The following is a 16,726-nucleotide window of genomic DNA, read 5'->3' as shown; positions in this document are numbered from 1 at the left end:
CGAAACAACTAAGTAGCTACTGGCTATTACAAAAACGCCAGAACGCGCCGTCATACGCCGTCATCGATGGTGTAGGCCGCCACACAGGGCACGGAGCACCGGGTACACCATCCGAAAAACCGCCGCTACCGGATCTGTAAGCCACGCCCACCCGGTGCCCGGTACTACCCCATCCGCCAGCCCTGCACGGGCCGCCTGCGGCCACTGGCGCGGCCGCGTAACTGGCAAGTTACCCACAGGCACGGCCTACCCGAAAGTTATGCACAGGGGAGCCAGGTCACAAGGCGTTTGACAACAATTCTGTTTGGCCCCATACCGGATGAAGTATCCGGAATTGAACACCATGGCGAAACGCGAACGGCAAACCAAAGACCTGCGATGCAACACCTGCGGCAAAGAGGGAACGCTCGCATGGACCGAAAACGAGAACCCTATGCACGCAGGCGGGATGATCGACCCGCAGGTTTCCACGCTATCGAAGGGCTTTATTCTCGGCCCGGATAGCCGCCGTGACAGCCTGCCCCCGGTCGAATGCGGCGATTGTGGAACAAGCGTAGGTTGACCCCTACGCCTGCCCCTTCATGCTTCCTGCACCGCGCAGCCGCAGACCCTGCCACGACCGGTTTCCGCGCCGGTCCTTGGCGGGCCTGTAGCCGTCGCCCTGGAGGCGCAGGCCCAGCGCCTTCTTCGACATTGCACGTTCGCCGTTCTCGGCGCACCAGTCCACGTACCGGGTATAGAGGATCGATGCGGCAACCGTGTGGAGCTTGCCATGCTCGCACTCGTCCGAAAGAAACTCGCCGAGAACGTCGCTCTCGGTGCGGTATTCCTTGGTCGCATCGGCTACGACTTTCGGCAGCGTCAGCTTTCGATTGTTCGCGTGGAACAGGCGGGCACCTTCCACGGCCCAGCGCAGAATACCCGGTGCCTCGGCCCGCAGCTTTTCGGTGAGGGCAGTATCGCGTTCCTCGTCGGGAATAACCTCGTTGAATGGCACCAGCAGCAGGCGACGCCAGATGCCTTCGTCCACGCCACGCACGATGGGCTTGTGATTCGTCATCAGGGCGAAGCTGTGCGACGGCGCGAAGGTGTAGAAGTCCTCACGCATGCGTCGCGCTGTAATCGGGTCAGAACCTGTGAGGGCCTTGATTCGTTCCTCGTCCAGCCGGCCCCCCTCGCTGGTTTCGGCGGCGACAACGAAGCGCTTGCCCTGTAGCGCGGCGAGTTCCGTTGGATGGCGCTCGCCGTACTTCGACATGAGCAACCCCGGTGGCGCAGCCATCGCGTATTCACCCATGGCGTACGTCAGCGCCGAAACGAGCGTGGACTTGCCGTTGGCACCCACGCCATAGAGCACGCTGAGGAACGGAGGGTCGGTAAGCCCCGTAAGCCAGTACCCGGCCAACTGCTGCACGAAAGGAATCAGGTCGGGGTTGCCGCGAAAGATTCGCTTGAGGAATGCGTTCCACGTCGGCGCAGTAGCAGCCGGATCGAACTCGATTCCCGTCGATTTAGTGATGTAAAGCGATGACTCGGATGGCACCAGCTTGCCTACACGCAGGTTTACCACGCCGTTGGGGCAGCCCAGCGCCCACGGGTCGGCATCTAGGGCGTCCGGTTCGGTCCGCAACAGGGGTTCGGCGGCCTTTAGGGCGGCTTCGATCTTGTTCACGTTTTCGGCTTGGCCAGCGAACTTGAACAACCTCTCGGCCTGTTCCTGCTCGCGATCGGATGCGTCCCGGTTGGTCAGCGTCGCCGCGTGCTGCATCATCGCGCCGGCTTCGGCGAGGATCACCCGGCCCAACTTGCTGGTAAGTCGGCGGGCTTCCAAGGCATCAGCCTTCCAGCGAGCACCATCCCACGCATGCCAACCGATACCGGGGGCAAAGAGAAGCGAGCCACCGAAGTGTCTGACGAGCCTATGCCCGTTTGCCGTGTCGCTGAACATGGATGCGGGACCATCGTCTAGCAGCATCCTCGGCGGGGACAGCGATACCTTGGCGAGCATTCCAGCGATATAGTCGAGGCGCTGGCCCTTTTCCCGCTGGGCGAGTTGCGATTCCAGCCACAGGCGTTCGACTTGCGACAGGTTTCCGCTGGCATCCCACAACATGCCGACGTAGGCAAAGTCCGCTTCGGATTGCGAGGGATACCCCGCAGCGCCCCAGTCGCCACGATGCAAAGCCAGAAACTTATCGCCGTTGGACACATTTTCGCCGGCACGCTCCAGGACGACGTTATCCGGCTCCTCAGCATCCTGCGTCGAAATCGACCTGCTCTGCATGGGCTTCGCCGGCCGCAGCGTCGCCGCGATGCTTGCGACCTCGCTTGAGCGCTCGGCGATCTTCTTCGGCTTACCATCCACATCGCCGGTGAAGGTCATAAAGTGCGCGTGGCCGTAGATTTCCACGTGCGCAGTTTTAAGCGGAGCGCCGAGTTCCGACTTGACGACGATATGGGTACCGCGACCGCTGCGACTGCGCTCGGTGTAGCTATCCAACCCTTCGATGATGTCGGAGAACATGCTCAGCGTATTGGCGTCCGCAGGCTTGTCTGCCTTGTTATCCAAATCGACAATGGCATACGGATCCGAGCTTGTCAGCGCGAGCGCCACGTAAGCATGTCCATACTTCTCGCAGGCTTCGGAGGCCTGCTCAATCGTTCCCCAGGTGCTGGGGTCGTTGCTCTTGGCGTGTGCGCCAGTGCGCGGGTTGACCGGTGCGCCGTCGTTAGCAGCGCAAACCCACTGAGGCAGCTTGCGGAGTTCGGACGGAATGTTCTTTACGAGGGTGCGGAGCTTCCCCGCCTTCCAGCTCGGGCACCTGCCCATTACTCACCCCTCGGGCTGCGCTTCTTGGTCCGACCGGGCATTCCGTTCTTCAGAATGTAGTCGCGCCATTCCTGCCGGGAGTAGTACCAGCGGACGCCCAGCTGGCGCGGCGCGGGACCTTGGCCTAGCGCCTTCCATCGCTTCAGCGTAACGACGTGGATGCCTAGTTCTTGGGCGGTCTGGTCGAGGGTGAGCAACCCCTCAAGAATGCTTTCTGCTTGGCCTTGCATAACGAAAACCCCCACGGGTAAGTGCGTGGGGGCCAGTGCAACACCGTGTAGCGGTACGAAACAAACGCCTAAAGCGTACCAAGGGCTAGTCGCCTTCCTCATCCTCGTCATCAGGAGGATCTTCGCGACGCACAGAGGCCTTCCACCTTAGAGTAGCCTTCATGCCGAAGACCGCCTCATGCTGATCCTCCAAGCGGACAATCTCTTTATCTACGGCGTCGTCCGACATCCCAGCTTCTCGCATCCGCATATCCTTATACGCACGTAGCGGCGTCAGATCGAAGTCGTCATCTATTGGGTCACCTTCGGTATAACGCGAGTACGGGGAAAAGGCTCCGGGTTTCGCGTCGCGGTTCTTGGCCCACCATTTCCTCGATTGTTCACCGAGCCATTTCTGGTAACGGCGCTCCCATTCCTCCCACATCGCGTGCCACATTTCTCTGCACTCATCTGCGGTGCGGATTTGTCTCAATGCAGTTTTTGACGGCTGAAGCTCACTGGCTTTCATGTAAGGAGGCAATACGCACGCCCTCACGGCATCGATCCTACATAGCAGTTCGCCATCCTCCGGCTTCAAGTGGTAGCCATCACGGATGTACTCGTGAGCTTTTTCCGCCCAGCGAATCGCGAATGGAGAATAGTATCGAGGGTCAATGTATTCCGCCTCGTACTCCCCGTCCGGAACTTCGTCCACTCCCTGCAGGTAGTCAGGCATAGGGTCGAGACCAGCGCGGTGCTTCCATTCTTGCAAGATTGGGTATCTAAAGCCGCTCATTTCGTCACCCCGCGCAGAGCCACGACGTTACTACGCTCGGGGACTAGCATCGACTCCAACCGTCGCGCCCACTTTTCCAGGGCCTCGCGCTTCTCGTCCTTGTAGTCGTGGACGTTGTAGTGCTTCCCACCCACGCTTGCGTCTACGTGGTTCAGCACCCTATCGCGGTATTCCTTCGGCACTCGCGCAGCAGCCATGCCCGTTTCCACTGTTCGGCGCAGGTCGTGAGTGGTGAATGGCTGCAACCCCAGCCGCGCCAGTCGGCGGCACGCATTACCCAGCGCCTCGCTCAGATGCTTGTCGTTCAAGTGGGAAGTGTGGGCGAACTTGCCCGGGAATACGTAATCACCCGTCGCCGACTCTTTGCGTTCGCGCAGCATCGCCACAATCGGCGGCAACAACGGCAGAAGATGGGCGCGCCGGTTCTTGCTGCGTTCCGCAGGGATAACCCATTCGCCGGCATCTAGGTCGAGTTCCGACCATGGCATCGCGGCAACCTCGTTTGCGCGCGCACCGGTTGCCAGCACCAGCCGCAGCGCGTCGGCAATGGTGCGACTCATGCGGCCTCGCGCTTCCCACGGGACGAATCGTGACCACCCTTTGCGCTTCGACTTCGTCCATGGACCTTCGGAATCGGTAATCCGCCAAAGCAGGCCCAGTTCCTTCGCTGTGGTTAGCGCGCGGTCGCGGGCTGCAATCTTCCCGCCCGGTGCCTTCATACGCAGACAGGGGTGCGATTCGATAATTCCCTTGTCCACGGCGAAGCTAAACATCTTGCGGATAACCGCGAGCCGGTGGTTCGCCTCGGCTGGGCGCGCTGGGGTGCCGTCGTCGGCGTTGCCTAGGGCTACAGGCGCGACAAGGGCATCCACGTCCGCCCTGCGAATGTCCTTTACCTTGCGGTCGCCCCACACTGGCCGTACATGCTTATCCAGCCTGCGCTCGTCCTCGGCCCATCGGCGTTTGCGTGGCCGCGCCCATTCCGCGACGTAGCGCTCAATAAGGCGACCTACCGTTATCTCCTGCTCGGCCACCTGCTTTTCCGCGCGGAGCCGCTGAGTCGCTTGTCGGCGAGTTTCCGGCGCGCTGCCGCTGCTTACCTCGGCGGCCATCTTCGCGGCGGCAGCTTCGGCGCGCGTCATTGCGCCATCGGCCTTGGTGAACTCAACGTCCAACGCGACTCGGCGCTCCACTCGCATTCCGCGAGCGTCGAGTTCTTTTGTCGTGTAGCACAGCAGATAGTGCTTACGGCCGTTGCCCGTTACGCGAACGGCAAGACCTGGCACCGAGTCCTTGAAGCGGTAGATGCGGTTCTTACCTTTCGGTGGCGAAGGTAGCGCCGCTATCGCGGCCTTCGTAAGCGGGATGCGGTTGTCAGACACAGTCGGTAGCTCCTTGGCGAAGTCACGGGCTATAGCCCGTATATAGCCCGTAGCGGGCGATACGCGGCCGGTTGCCGCCGCTACGCCACAATACGCCGAAGCTACATAAACGCAAGTATATCAATGGTTTACTGACACTTACGGGCTACGTTGCTCCGCCAAAACAACGACTTACAAGCGCTTCCGACCTTACTCAAAATCCGCCGCCCTTAAAAGCGTGTGGGTTCGAGTCCCACCTTCGGCACCACGATCAAGCCCTGGACCTCCGGGGTTTTTTCGTTTGTGGGGCCGGAACGTTTCCGCGGCATGGTTTCGACCGCGCATGCCTGCCAACGGCACCGCCGGCGTACGCATTCGCGTGTCTTCCACGGGTTTTCATCGCCCGGTCCGGCAATCCTTCCCTGCGGCGTAGTCCGTTGGCCCGACGCGTGGCAGCCTGGGCGTGGGGCGACGGGCCTCGCAACGAGGGACTCACCGGCATGGATTCCACACGACGCAGGCGTGACTTGTGCCGGCGTGCCATCGCGCTGGCGATGCTGGCGTTCTCTCCGGTCGTGATGGCGACCGGGCTGGAATCACCGCGTTGCGAGATCGGCAGTTACCGCCTGGAGGATGGCCGTACGCTCGACATCGGCCCGGGCAGCGAGACGGCACCGTTGCGCTGGCGCCTGACCGACGGCCGCACCGGCGCACTGACATCCAGCGCGCGTGGGCGATGGACCAGCACGCTCGGCTGGACAACGCGCACCGACGGCCATGTGTTGCGCTTCGACTGCGCGCAGGGAGCACTGCATTTCGATGCACTCAAGGGCACGCGCATTCCCCTGCTGGAAACGGCGACACGCTTCGCCGGCAGCGGCGTGACCCTCGCCGGCCGCTTGACCCTGCCGCCGGGCGATGGCGTGGTGCCGCTGGTGGTGCTGGTGCATGGCGCCGAACATGACGCGGCCCTGCCGCGCTACTCGCTGCAGCGCGAATTCGCCAGCGCCGGCATCGGCGTGTTCGCCTACGACAAGCGCGGGACCGGTGAATCCGGCGGCCATTACACGCAGGACTACCTGACGCTGGCGACCGACGCCATCCATGCCATGCGCGAAGCACGGCGGCTGGCCGGTGCACGCGCGGGCCGCGTGGGCTATCAGGGTGGCAGCCAGGGCGGTTGGGTGGCGCCGCTGGCCGCACGCATCGCACCGGTGGATTTCGTGATCGTCAGCTTCGGCCTGGCGGTATCGCCACTGGACGAGGACCGCGAAGCGCTCGCGTGGGACATGGAACGCGCGGGCTTCGGCGCGGACGCCACCGCCGGCGCGATGGCCATCGCCGACGCGACCGCCCTGCTGATCGACAGCGGGTTCACCGAGGGGTTCGACCAGCTCGCGGCGGTGAAGGCGAAATACGCCAACGCACCCTGGTACCCCTACGCGCGCGGCAACATCACGTGGTATCTGCTCGCCAACGAGGCCGACACCATCCGCGCACAGGCACCGGGCCTCGTCCGCGGCGTGCCTGCGCACTACGATCCGATGCCGCTGCTGGAAACGCTGGACGTGCCACAGCTCTGGTTGTTCGGTGGCCAGGACCGCGATGCACCACCGCACGAAAGCCTGCGCCGCCTGTCGAACCTGCAGCGTGCCGGCCGGCCGATCACGCACGCCGTGTTTCCGCACGCCGAGCATGGCATGTACGACTTCGAGATCGCAGCCGACGGCGAACGCCTGTCGACCCGCCAGCCCGACGGCTATTTCCACCTGATGGCCGATTTCATCCGAGGCCAGCCGTTGCAGCCCGTCTATGGCGAGGCGACGCCTGTGACGATGGATGTCCCTCGATGACGCACGTCCCGACACCGCTCACCAGGCAGGGCAACGCGTGCGAAACCCGACGCGCCGACGCCGGGCTTCACTTCCTGCCCTGGCCGTTCGCATCCGCGCGCGGCCTCATCGGCCTGCAGCGCCAGGCGTAAGCTGGCGCCATGACGACGCTCGCCTCGCTGCTCGGCACCGAACTTCCGCTCATCCAGGCGCCGATGGCAGGCGTGCAGGACGAGGCCCTGGCGATCGCGGTCGCCCATGCCGGCGGACTCGGTTCGATGCCGTGCGCCATGCTGGATTCCGCGCGACTCGAAGCCGCATTGCAGGCGTTCGCGCCGCTGGCGCAACCGGTCAACCTCAACTTCTTCTGCCACGCGATGGCCGAACCTGCTGCCGCGGAAGCGCAGCGTTGGCGCACCGCACTGGCGCCTTATTACGACGAATTCGGCATCGCGCCGCCCACTCCTTCCACTGCCGGCGCGCGCCGTCCGCTCGATGCCGCCACGGTGGATGTGCTGGAGGCCTTCCGGCCACGGATCGTGAGCTTCCACTTCGGGCTGCCTGATGCCGCGCTGCTGCTGCGCATCAAGGCATGGGGTGCGACGGTGCTGTCGTCTGCGACGACGCTGGAGGAAGGCGTGTGGCTGCAACGCCACGGCGTGGATGCGGTGATCGCGCAGGGCATCGAGGCCGGCGGTCATCGCGGCCACTTCCTTTCCGACGACCTGTCGGGCCAGCCCGGCACGCGGGCGCTGGTGGCATCGCTGTCGAAGACATTGACCGTGCCGGTGATCGGCGCTGGCGGCGTGGGAGACCGTGCCGATGTGCAGGCGCTGTTCGCGGTCGGCGCCAGTGCGGTGCAGGCCGGTACGGCGTACCTGCTGTGCCCGGACGCCACCACCTCGGCCGTCCATCGGACAGCGTTGCAGCAGCCTGAGCACGCAGGCGCCATCACCAACCTCTTCAGCGGGCGCGCCGCGCGCGGCCTGGTTAATCGCCTGATGCGCGATCTCGGGCCGATGTCCGACCTGCCGCCTGCATTCCCCTGGGCCGCGCAGGCCCTGGCACCGCTGCGTGCAGCGGCCGAAGCGCGTGGGCGCGATGATTTCTCGCCGCTGTGGTCGGGCACGCGTCCCGGCACGCTGGCGGGACGGAATGCCGCGCAGGTCACGCGCCAGCTGATGGGCGTGGCCTGAGGCCAGACACGCTGTGGCGCGGATCGCCCTTCGAACACCTGCCGTCGCCTGCGGCGTATCCGACGACATGGCGTCATGCATCCGGCGTCCGCCCTGACGCGTAACGTCAGTTTCAGGCATCCGATGGATGCGCGGTGGTGGCCCGTCCAGCCGCGTTCGCGCCTGGGCGCGCTGCAGCGCATGGCACGGGACTTGCTTGAAACGCCTTGATCAGACAGGGGACATCGATGGGATCGCCACAACGCGCATGGCAGACGTGGACCGGACTGCTGGCGCTGGCCTTCGCCCTGCTCCCGCATGCGCACGCCGCAGAGGTCCGCCTTGACGTCAGCAGCGCCGGCCGCCCGGTAGCCGATGCCGTGGTCAGCCTGCAGGGCGGCACGCCTTCGCCCCCGGGCACCGCCACCGCGCGCATGGAACAGCAGCACTCGGCCTTCGTTCCCGGCGTGCTGCCCGTGCAGGTCGGCACGGTGGTGTCCTTCCCCAACCGGGACAACATCCAGCACCACGTCTATTCGTTCTCGCAACCGCGCCAGTTCGAGATCCCGCTGTATTCGGGCGACAAGGCGGCACCGGTCCGTTTCGAGAAACCCGGCGTGGTGGTGGTGGGCTGCAACATCCACGACTGGATGATCGGCCACATCGTGGTGCTCGACACGCCCTACTTCGGCAAGACCGGTGCCGATGGCCGCCTGCGGCTGGACGTGCCGCCGGGCCGCTATACCGTTCGCGTATGGCATGTTCGCGGCGCGGGCGCACCGCTGGAGCGCACGCTGGTGGTACCCGCGGCGGGCACGTCGTCGTCGCTGCAGGTGGCACTGGTGGATGCCAGGGAAGAAGCGCGCGGCAACGAGCGCCTGCGCTCGCTGCAGGAGAAGTTCCGGCAATTGAAAGGCACGACGCCTTGACGCCACGCAGCTTCCAGACGCGCGTCATCGCGGTGATGATCGCGGTGGTGGCCACGGCGCAGCTGGCCACCTTCGCGGTGGTGACCGTGGCCACGCAACGCGCGGTGTCGTCGCGGCTCGAGCAGGAACTGCAGGTCGGCCATCGCGTGTGGGAGCAATTCCAGGAGAGCCGCGCGGAGCAGTTGCTGACCTCCGCCTCGGTGCTGGCGGACGACTTCGGTTTCCGCGCCGCCGCCGCCAGTGGCGATATCCCCACGCTGCGCTCGGCGCTGGCCAACCACGGCACGCGCATCGGTGCCGACCTGGCTTGGCAATTCACGCCCGACGGCCATTGGCAGGCCAGCGCGAACGACATGGCAGCGCCGCCTTCACGGGCGGTGGCCAGGCTGATGACGCAGGCACGCCAGGACGGCGTCGCCTTGCAGACCGTGGTCGCGCAGGACGCGCTGTACCTGGTCGTGATGCTGCCGGTGATGGCGCCGGAACGGGTCGGCTGGCTGGCGTTGGGACGCCGCTACGACGACACCGTCGCTCGCCAGTACCACCGCCTGACCGGACTGGAAGCGGCGTTCATCACGTCCAGCGCCACCACCACGCATGTCCACGCGTCGACCTTGCCCGTCGACCAGCGTGCCGCCTTCGCTGCCGCATGGAACGCCGACAACGCCACGTTGCGCCAGATGACCGTAGGTGAAGACCACTACCTGTCGGATTCGCAGCCGCTGGCGGGCGGCGATGCGCGCGTGGTGCTGCTCGATTCCTACGACCGTGCGCTGGCGCCCTACCGGACGTTGCGATCGCGCATCCTGCTGCTCTCCGGGCTGGCGGCGCTGCTGGCGGTCGTGGTGGCCGTGGCGCTGGGGCGCGGCATCAGCCGGCCGGTGTCGCGACTCGCGCAGGCCGCACGACGCATCCAGGCCGGCGACTACAGCCAGGCCCCGGTGTCGGGCGGCAGCCGCGAGATCGCGGAACTGGCGGGCGCCTTCGACCGCATGCGGTCGGACATCGCCGCGCGCGAGGAACGCATCCTCCACCAGGCGCACCACGACGGCCTGACCGGCCTGCCCAATCGCAGCCATGCCTATGACCGGCTGCAGGCGGCGATCCAGGCCGGCGGCGATGTCGCGGTGCTGGTGATGGACGTCAACCGCTTCAAGGAAATCAACGACACGCTGGGCCACGAATTCGGCGACCAGGTGCTGCGTGAGGTCGCGCACAGGCTGCGCGCCACGCTGGATCCCGGCCACCTGGTCGCACGCCTCGGCGGCGACGAGTTCATGGTGCTGCTGGCAGGCATGCCCGCGGATGCGGCGTACCGCCAGGCGCAGGCATTGTGGAACGGACTGAAACAGCCGCTCGACCTGCCCACCACGCGCGTGAGCGTGGAAGGCAGTTTCGGTCTGGCCTGCCATCCGCAGCACGGCCACGACCCCGATACGCTGCTGCGCCGCGCCGACATCGCGCTGTACGACGCCAAGGCCGCGCACGGTGGCGTGGCGGTCTACCAGCCCGGCCGCGACGAATCGCACCTGCGGCAACTGCAGCTGATGACCGACCTGCGCCAGGCGATCCGTGGCGGGCAACTGGAGTTGAAGTTCCAGCCCAAGCTGGATGCCGCGAGCGCCCGCGTGCAGCACGTCGAGGCGCTGGTGCGGTGGCGGCATCCCACGTTGGGCGCGGTGGCGCCGGACGAATTCATCCCGCTGGCCGAGCGCTCGGGCTTCATCCATGAACTCACCCGCTTCGTGCTGGACCAGGCCCTGGCCTGCAATGCCGCCTGGCGGTCCGGCGGCCTGGACCTGGGACTGGCGGTCAACTTGTCGGCGATGGACCTGCTGGACGCCGACCTGCCCGATTACATCGAACAGCGGCTGGCCACGCACGGCGTGCCGGCAGCGCGCGTGATCCTGGAAGTCACCGAAAGCGCGCTGATGCAGGACATCGAATACGCGCTGCGCATGCTGCACCGGCTGAAGGCCTGCGGCGTGCGCCTGGCGATCGACGATTTCGGCACCGGGTACTCGTCGCTGGCGCAGCTGAAGCGGATGCCGGTGGACGAACTGAAGATCGACAAGAGCTTCGTCATGCAGCTGGAAGAAGGCAGCGACGATGCGGTGATCGTGCGCTCCACCATCGAACTGGGACACAACATGGGCTTGTCGGTGATCGCCGAAGGCGTGGAGAACGACCGCGCACTCGCGCTGCTGCGCCGCTACCGCTGCGACATGGTCCAGGGTTACCTGTTCAGCGCCCCGCTGGGAAGCGCCGACCTGCTGGACTGGTGCCATCGCCGCGACCTGGTGTCCGCCACCGACGACGTTTCGCTGGAAGCCGACGCATGACCCCTGCCCTTCGCCATCACCTGCTCGCTATCGCGTGTGCGGCCGCAGCCGCGCTGTGCGCAGCACCGGCGTCCGCCGGCCAGGGCCGGCTGCTCGCGACCGGGGGCGCCACCCAGATCGAAGGCGCGGCCGGCGGCGGCATCGTGCCGTGGGCCGTGCTGTCCGGCTACGGTACCGACGAACAACAGGGTGGTGCCGCTTTCTACACGCGCGTCGACACCGGCGACTACGCGCTGGATGCCTACGGCGCGTCATACACCATCGCCAACCGGCTGGAACTGTCGTTCGCCCGCCAGTCGTTCGACCTGGGCGAACTGCAGCGGCGCCTGTCGCTGCCCTGGGACGCGCTGGAACAGGACATCTACGGCGCCAAGCTGCGCATCACCGGCGAGCTGGTCTACAGCCGGCATCCGCAAATCAGCGTGGGCGTGCAGCACAAGCGCCTGCGCGATGGCACGCTGCCCTTGGCGGTCGGCGCACGCGACGACCGCGGCACCGATGCCTACGTCAGCGCCAGCAAGCTGTTCCTCGATGCCGCCGGCGGCTATCAACTGCTGCTCAACGCCACCTTGCGGTCGACCAATGCCAACCAGACCGGATTGCTGGGTTTCGGTGGCGACCGGCGCAGCGCACGCGCCTGGGTCTGGGAGGGCTCGGCCGCGGTGTTGCTGGATCCATCCCTGGCGATCGGCATGGAGTACCGCCAGAAGCCGGACAACCTTGGTTTCGCGCGCGAGGACGACTGGCGCGATGTGTTCGTCGCCTGGTTCCCGAACAAGCACGTCGCGGTGGTCGGTGCATGGGCGGATCTTGGCGGGATCGCCACGCTGGACGACCAGCGCGGCGCCTATCTTTCCGTGCAGCTGAGCTTCTGAGGCGACGATCATGCGCATCGCAACCGTGCTCCTCGCCTGCCTGCTGTCCGTGGCCGGATGCGCCTCCACCGCACCGCGTACGGATACGCTGTACGCCGAACTCGGTGAACGCAGCGGCATCGAGGCGCTGGTGGAAACCCTGCTGTTCCGCGTCTCCGAAGATCCGCGCATCGCACACCACTTCGCCGACGTGGACATCATCCACCTCAACGACCGGCTGGTGGAGTTCCTGTGCGTGCAGTCCGGCGGCCCGTGCACGTACCGCGGCAAGGCCATGGCCGAAGCGCACAAGCACGTGACCGTGGGCGAAGCCGACTTCAATGCGCTGGTCGAAGACCTGATGTGGGCGATGGACGAGCGCGGCGTGCCGCGCACGGCCCAGAACCGCCTGCTGCGCCGCCTGGCGGCCATGCAGCGCGACGTCGTGCGGCGCGGACCACCGCAGGCGGAAGCGCCGCTGCTGCCGCCGTCCCGCTGACACCGGCGGGTCGTACCGTCGACATCCACCTCGTTGCGCCGGTCCCTTCGGTGGCGCCGCGCAACGCTTGCGCACGCATCGTTCATCGTCCGTCGACATCCTCGCGTCCACGACCCTGTAGGGTTGGCCTACCGTCGATTCCGCAGGAGGGCATGGTGCCTCACACGACGAAGCCTCCCGCCGATCGCGGGCAGGATGCAGGGCCAGCGGATGTCCGCATCCCGTCGCTGGACAGCGATGCCCGGCAGTTGCGGCTGCTGATCGACGGCGTGGCGGACCACGCCATCTACCTGCTCGATCCCGAAGGCTACCTGCGCAGCTGGAACACCGGCGGCGAACGCATCAAGGGCTACACCGCCGAGGAAGTGATCGGCACCCATTTCTCCCGCTTCTACACGCCCGAGGACGCCGCCAACGGTGCGCCGGCGCGCGGACTGCGCATCGCGCGCGAGGAAGGACGCTTCACCGCCGAAGGATGGCGCGTGCGCAAGGACGGCTCGCGCTTCCACGCCAGCGTGGTGATCGACCCGATCCTGGAAGGCGGCGAGCTGATCGGCTACGCGAAGGTCACGCGGGACACCACCGAGCGTTTCCAGCACGAGGAACGGCTGGGCGTGGCGCGCGATGCGCTGCTGCAATCGCAGAAGCTCGAGGCGATCGGCAAGCTGACGCTGGGGCTGGCGCACGACTTCAACAACCTGCTCAACATCGTCATCAACAGCCTGGAACTGGTCGAGCACTACACGCTGGAACCCAAGGCGAAACGGCACCTGCAGGGCGCGATGCGCGCGGCGGAGCGCGGCGCGTTGCTGACCCGCCAGTTGCTGACGTTCGGCAAGGGACACGCCCTGATCGCCGAACGCCACGCCGTGGGCCGCATCATCGGCGAGGCCATGGATACGCTGCGGCGTGCCTGCCGCGCCGGCGTGACGCTGGAAGCGCACCTGGCGGAAGACCTGCCGGAGATCGATGTCGACCGGGAGCACCTGGAAGCCGCCCTGCTCAACCTGGTATCGAACAGCCGCGATGCGATGCCTGGTGGAGGTCACATCGCGATCACGGCCTCGCTGCGAGACTGCGCGCCTCCCCATGCGACCGACCAGCCCGCCAGCCGGTTCGTCTGCATCGAGGTCAGCGACGACGGCGAAGGCATCGCGACCGAGGACCTGGTGCGCGTGTTCGAGCCGTTCTTCACCACGAAGGACATCGGCAAGGGCAGCGGACTGGGCCTGAGCCAGGTATTCGGGTTCGCACGCCAGTCCGGCGGCTTCGCCGAGCTGAAAAGCGCGCCTGGCGCGGGCACCACCGTCTCCGTCTGCCTTCCCGTTTCCCGAGAGTCCGAATGAGCGATGCCAGGCGCCTGCTGTTAATCGACGACGAAGTCGATCTGCTGGACATCCTCACGGATGCCTTCGAGATCGCCGGCTTCACCGTCGTGACGGCGAACGACGGCCGATCGGCGATGTCGTGCCTGCAGGAGGGAACGCGGTTCGACGTGGTGATCTCCGACATGGCCATGCCCGGCGGCATCTCCGGCATCGACGTGGCACGCGAGGCGACGGTCCTGCATCCGGGTGCGTGCGTGATCCTCGCCTCCGGCCATCCGCGCGCGGAGCTGCCTCCCCTGCCGGACCGTGTGCGTTACCTGCCCAAGCCCTACCGGGTAAGCCAGCTGCTGCAGACGATCGACGCCCGCGACTGAGCGCGTTACCCGTTCGCGCCGCGCCGGGACATCCGTTTCCATCCCGCCAGTCCCCGCTTTGGTCGTGCCTGACGGGATTCCATCGCACCACGCTGGCCGATGGCCGACGATGCCTGCACCCTGCCCGTGACCTCCTTTGTCCACGGGAATCCACCATGAAGACCCTCCTCGCCCTGCTCGCCTGGTGCCTGCTGTTCGTGCTGTGCTGGCCGCTCGCCCTGCTTGCACTGGTCGCATGGCCGCTGGTGTGGCTGTTGTCGCTGCCGTTCCGCCTCATCGGCATCACCTGCGCCGCGCTGTTTTCCTTCCTGCATGCCCTGCTGATGCTGCCCGCGCGCCTCATCGGCGGGCGTCCGCGTTCACCGATGGTGTCGGCATGAACGTCACCCGCCCGCGGAAGGTGAAGATGGCGCTGTCGTGCCTGCTGGGAACGGCGATGCTGGGGGGTGCCGGCGAGGCCATGGCGACCACGGAACGGACCGCGGAACAGCTCTCCCAGGCGATCGATGTCGTGGACGCCGCCGTGTTCGACGCGTTCAACCGGTGCGCCGACCCGGCGCAACTGGCGAAGCACGCGGCGTACTTCGATGAAGGCGTGGAGTTCTACCACGACAACGGCGGCGTCACCTGGACGCGCGACGAGATGATCGGGCGCACGCGCGCCAACGTCTGCGGGCACTACCGCCGCGAGCGCGTGCCGGGCACGCTGGCCGTGTTCCCGATCAAGGGCTTCGGCGCCATCGCGCAAGGCACGCACCGGTTCTGCGATCTGTCCGGCACGACGTGCGCGGGCGAGGCCGACTTCGTGATGATCTGGCGCGAACAGGACGGCCGCTGGCAGGTCACGCGCGTGCTGAGCTACGCGCACCGCCCGACGGTGCCCTGAGGCCGGCCACGACTTCGCACCCGCTTCACACCCACGCCGCGGTTCCCGCACGACGCCGACCCATCCTGTGCCCGGCACTTCCGCCGCCGACACCGGAGTCCGCGCCATGACCAGCGATACCTACCCCGTCGCGATCTGCTGGATCCGCGTGCTGCGGCCGCTGGTGTGGGGCGGTGCCGCATTGCTCCTGCCGGCCCCTTGGGTGGCGATGCGTTTCACCGATGAGGTCGCCTGGACCGGCAGCGACTTCGCGGTGTTCGGCGCGATGCTGCTGTCCGCCTGCGTGGCCTTCGAGATGGCCTCGCGCGCGGCGCGCGTTCCCAGCTACCTGGTGGCCAGCCTGATGGCGATCGGCGCCGCCTTCCTGCTGCTGTGGGCGAATCTGGCAGTGGGCATCGTCGATGCGCCCGGACATCCGGGGAACCTGCTCTTCATGGGAGTGCTGGGGATCGGTGTGATCGGCGCCGGGATCGTTCGCCTGCGGGCGCGCGGCATGGCCTGCGTCATGGTGGCGATGGCGGTTCTGCAGCTGCTGGCGGGCGGCCTTGCGATGCGGATGCACACGCAGGAGTCGCCGGCGTTCGTGCTGGCGTTCACCGGTCTGTATGTCGTGGCATGGCTGTCGTCCGCGCTGCTGTTCCGCAAGGCGGCGAACGCACGCGCCCATGGATGATCATCGTGGCTTCATGTGCCACAACGCGTTGACGATGATCCAGCGGTCGCCGTAGCGGCCCATGTGGAAGTGATCGACGAACCACGGCGTTTCCAGGCGCACGGCCGCAGTCTCGGCGGTGACGTCGAGGATGCGGCAGCTGCGGTTCCACTGCTCCCTGGGCGTCTTCAGCGCGCCCTGCCGCGTCAGCGACACCAGTTCGTCCTTCGACATGCGGCGCAGGCCGAGGCGCTCGTCCGGCGTGTCGCCGATGACGGAACGCTTGGCCAGGTCCGGATGCAGCGCGCGCGCCACGCGCGCGGGATCTCCCTCCAACTGGCCGTCGACATAGTCCAGGCAGGTGGCCTCGATGGCGGCCAGGGTGGCGGCATCCGCCATCGGGGCCGGTGCGGCGGCGGCGGAGGCCGCCATGACCAGGGACAGCAGGGACATCGGGAACTCCTTCATGCGGGTGGCATCGGGCAGATCGCCCGTCCGTCTACACGGCAGCGGGCGCGCCGACGGGTCATCCTCCACGCTGGCCGGCCATCAGGCACGTGCCAAACGTCCGTTGCCTGCGGATGGCGGTAGCTGACACTGGGATGGCCGCTGCCCGTATGGGGTTGCATGGCACGCCCGTCGTCCTGGATGTGCCCGGC

General features: G+C 66.4%; 16 protein-coding genes. 12 read left to right on the top strand and 4 right to left on the bottom strand.

Annotation, left to right across the window (positions count from 1 at the left end; translation table 11 throughout):
* Positions 1-319 precede the first annotated feature (319 nt).
* Complete coding sequence (locus V7060_RS08575) at positions 320-562, top strand: hypothetical protein (protein ID WP_334178819.1); 243 nt, start codon at positions 320-322, stop codon at positions 560-562.
* Positions 563-565: 3 nt separating this feature from the next.
* Here the strand turns inward: V7060_RS08575 and V7060_RS08570 are convergent, their stop codons facing one another.
* The 3 genes from V7060_RS08570 to V7060_RS08560 all read right to left on the bottom strand — a co-directional run bounded on the left by V7060_RS08570 (position 566) and on the right by V7060_RS08560 (position 5,217).
* A complete protein-coding gene (locus V7060_RS08570; RefSeq protein ID WP_334178818.1) occupies positions 566-2,830 on the bottom strand; it encodes a phage/plasmid primase, P4 family in 2,265 nt (754 codons plus the stop codon).
* A 315-nt stretch (positions 2,831-3,145) separates the two neighbouring features.
* Positions 3,146-3,775, bottom strand: a complete 630-nt coding sequence (locus V7060_RS08565; protein WP_334178817.1) for a hypothetical protein — start codon at positions 3,773-3,775, stop codon at positions 3,146-3,148.
* 56 nt (positions 3,776-3,831) lie between these two features.
* Entirely contained in the window at positions 3,832-5,217 is a 1,386-nt protein-coding gene (locus tag V7060_RS08560; RefSeq protein WP_334178816.1) for a site-specific integrase, read from the bottom strand.
* Positions 5,218-5,696: 479 nt separating this feature from the next.
* On the opposite strand from V7060_RS08560, the gene V7060_RS08555 reads away from it, so the two are divergent.
* The 11 genes from V7060_RS08555 to V7060_RS08505 all read left to right on the top strand — a co-directional run bounded on the left by V7060_RS08555 (position 5,697) and on the right by V7060_RS08505 (position 16,088).
* Entirely contained in the window at positions 5,697-7,049 is a 1,353-nt protein-coding gene (locus V7060_RS08555; RefSeq protein ID WP_334178815.1) for an alpha/beta fold hydrolase, read from the top strand.
* Between the two features lie 140 nt (positions 7,050-7,189).
* Complete coding sequence (locus V7060_RS08550; RefSeq protein WP_334178814.1) at positions 7,190-8,224, top strand: nitronate monooxygenase; 1,035 nt, start codon at positions 7,190-7,192, stop codon at positions 8,222-8,224.
* Between the two features lie 227 nt (positions 8,225-8,451).
* On the top strand, positions 8,452-9,132 hold the full coding sequence (locus tag V7060_RS08545; RefSeq protein WP_334178813.1) for a methylamine utilization protein: 681 nt from the start codon (positions 8,452-8,454) through the stop codon (positions 9,130-9,132).
* 35 nt (positions 9,133-9,167) lie between these two features.
* The gene (locus V7060_RS08540; RefSeq protein WP_334178887.1) at positions 9,168-11,474 is read left to right on the top strand and encodes an EAL domain-containing protein; all 2,307 of its coding nucleotides are present in this window, start codon (positions 9,168-9,170) and stop codon (positions 11,472-11,474) included.
* The gene (locus tag V7060_RS08535; protein WP_334178812.1) at positions 11,471-12,349 is read left to right on the top strand and encodes a DUF3034 family protein; all 879 of its coding nucleotides are present in this window, start codon (positions 11,471-11,473) and stop codon (positions 12,347-12,349) included. Before V7060_RS08540 ends, V7060_RS08535 begins: the two co-directional genes overlap by 4 nt.
* Positions 12,350-12,359: 10 nt before the next feature.
* On the top strand, positions 12,360-12,827 hold the full coding sequence (locus V7060_RS08530; protein WP_334178811.1) for a group 1 truncated hemoglobin: 468 nt from the start codon (positions 12,360-12,362) through the stop codon (positions 12,825-12,827).
* Between the two features lie 218 nt (positions 12,828-13,045).
* Positions 13,046-14,173 (top strand): ATP-binding protein, encoded by a 1,128-nt coding sequence (locus tag V7060_RS08525; protein WP_334178886.1) that lies wholly within the window; start codon positions 13,046-13,048, stop codon positions 14,171-14,173.
* Positions 14,170-14,529 (top strand): response regulator, encoded by a 360-nt coding sequence (locus V7060_RS08520; RefSeq protein WP_334178810.1) that lies wholly within the window; start codon positions 14,170-14,172, stop codon positions 14,527-14,529. Before V7060_RS08525 ends, V7060_RS08520 begins: the two co-directional genes overlap by 4 nt.
* A gap of 155 nt (positions 14,530-14,684) precedes the next feature.
* Positions 14,685-14,909 carry a hypothetical protein gene (locus V7060_RS08515; protein ID WP_334178809.1) on the top strand — a complete coding sequence of 75 codons (225 nt, stop codon included), beginning with the start codon at positions 14,685-14,687 and terminating at the stop codon, positions 14,907-14,909.
* Positions 14,906-15,415: a nuclear transport factor 2 family protein gene (locus V7060_RS08510; protein WP_334178808.1), complete on the top strand. Its 510-nt coding sequence runs from the start codon at positions 14,906-14,908 to the stop codon at positions 15,413-15,415. Before V7060_RS08515 ends, V7060_RS08510 begins: the two co-directional genes overlap by 4 nt.
* A 106-nt stretch (positions 15,416-15,521) precedes the next feature.
* Entirely contained in the window at positions 15,522-16,088 is a 567-nt protein-coding gene (locus V7060_RS08505) for a hypothetical protein (protein ID WP_334178807.1), read from the top strand.
* On the opposite strand, the gene V7060_RS08500 is transcribed toward V7060_RS08505, so the two are convergent.
* Positions 16,089-16,520 (bottom strand): nuclear transport factor 2 family protein, encoded by a 432-nt coding sequence (locus V7060_RS08500; protein ID WP_334178806.1) that lies wholly within the window; start codon positions 16,518-16,520, stop codon positions 16,089-16,091. It abuts the gene before it with no gap.
* Positions 16,521-16,726: the final 206 nt, after the last annotated feature.

This window comes from Pseudoxanthomonas sp., assembly GCF_036845285.1.
Lineage (GTDB): Bacteria > Pseudomonadota > Gammaproteobacteria > Xanthomonadales > Xanthomonadaceae > Pseudoxanthomonas_A.
The sequence above is the reverse complement of the archived record's forward strand: the minus strand, read 5'-3'. Positions and strand labels throughout refer to the sequence as shown.

Bases quoted from the DNA above. Each gene is read 5' to 3' on its own strand.
- V7060_RS08575 (WP_334178819.1), top strand. From the start codon at position 320: ATGAAGTATCCGGAATTGAACACCATGGCGAAACGCGAACGGCAAACC.
- V7060_RS08570 (WP_334178818.1), bottom strand. From the start codon at position 2,830: ATGGGCAGGTGCCCGAGCTGGAAGGCGGGGAAGCTCCGCACCCTCGTA.
- V7060_RS08565 (WP_334178817.1), bottom strand. From the start codon at position 3,775: ATGCCTGACTACCTGCAGGGAGTGGACGAAGTTCCGGACGGGGAGTAC.
- V7060_RS08555 (WP_334178815.1), top strand. From the start codon at position 5,697: ATGGATTCCACACGACGCAGGCGTGACTTGTGCCGGCGTGCCATCGCG.
- V7060_RS08550 (WP_334178814.1), top strand. From the start codon at position 7,190: ATGACGACGCTCGCCTCGCTGCTCGGCACCGAACTTCCGCTCATCCAG.
- V7060_RS08545 (WP_334178813.1), top strand. From the start codon at position 8,452: ATGGGATCGCCACAACGCGCATGGCAGACGTGGACCGGACTGCTGGCG.
- V7060_RS08540 (WP_334178887.1), top strand. From the start codon at position 9,168: ATGATCGCGGTGGTGGCCACGGCGCAGCTGGCCACCTTCGCGGTGGTG.
- V7060_RS08535 (WP_334178812.1), top strand. From the start codon at position 11,471: ATGACCCCTGCCCTTCGCCATCACCTGCTCGCTATCGCGTGTGCGGCC.
- V7060_RS08530 (WP_334178811.1), top strand. From the start codon at position 12,360: ATGCGCATCGCAACCGTGCTCCTCGCCTGCCTGCTGTCCGTGGCCGGA.
- V7060_RS08520 (WP_334178810.1), top strand. From the start codon at position 14,170: ATGAGCGATGCCAGGCGCCTGCTGTTAATCGACGACGAAGTCGATCTG.
- V7060_RS08515 (WP_334178809.1), top strand. From the start codon at position 14,685: ATGAAGACCCTCCTCGCCCTGCTCGCCTGGTGCCTGCTGTTCGTGCTG.
- V7060_RS08510 (WP_334178808.1), top strand. From the start codon at position 14,906: ATGAACGTCACCCGCCCGCGGAAGGTGAAGATGGCGCTGTCGTGCCTG.
- V7060_RS08505 (WP_334178807.1), top strand. From the start codon at position 15,522: ATGACCAGCGATACCTACCCCGTCGCGATCTGCTGGATCCGCGTGCTG.
- V7060_RS08500 (WP_334178806.1), bottom strand. From the start codon at position 16,520: ATGTCCCTGCTGTCCCTGGTCATGGCGGCCTCCGCCGCCGCCGCACCG.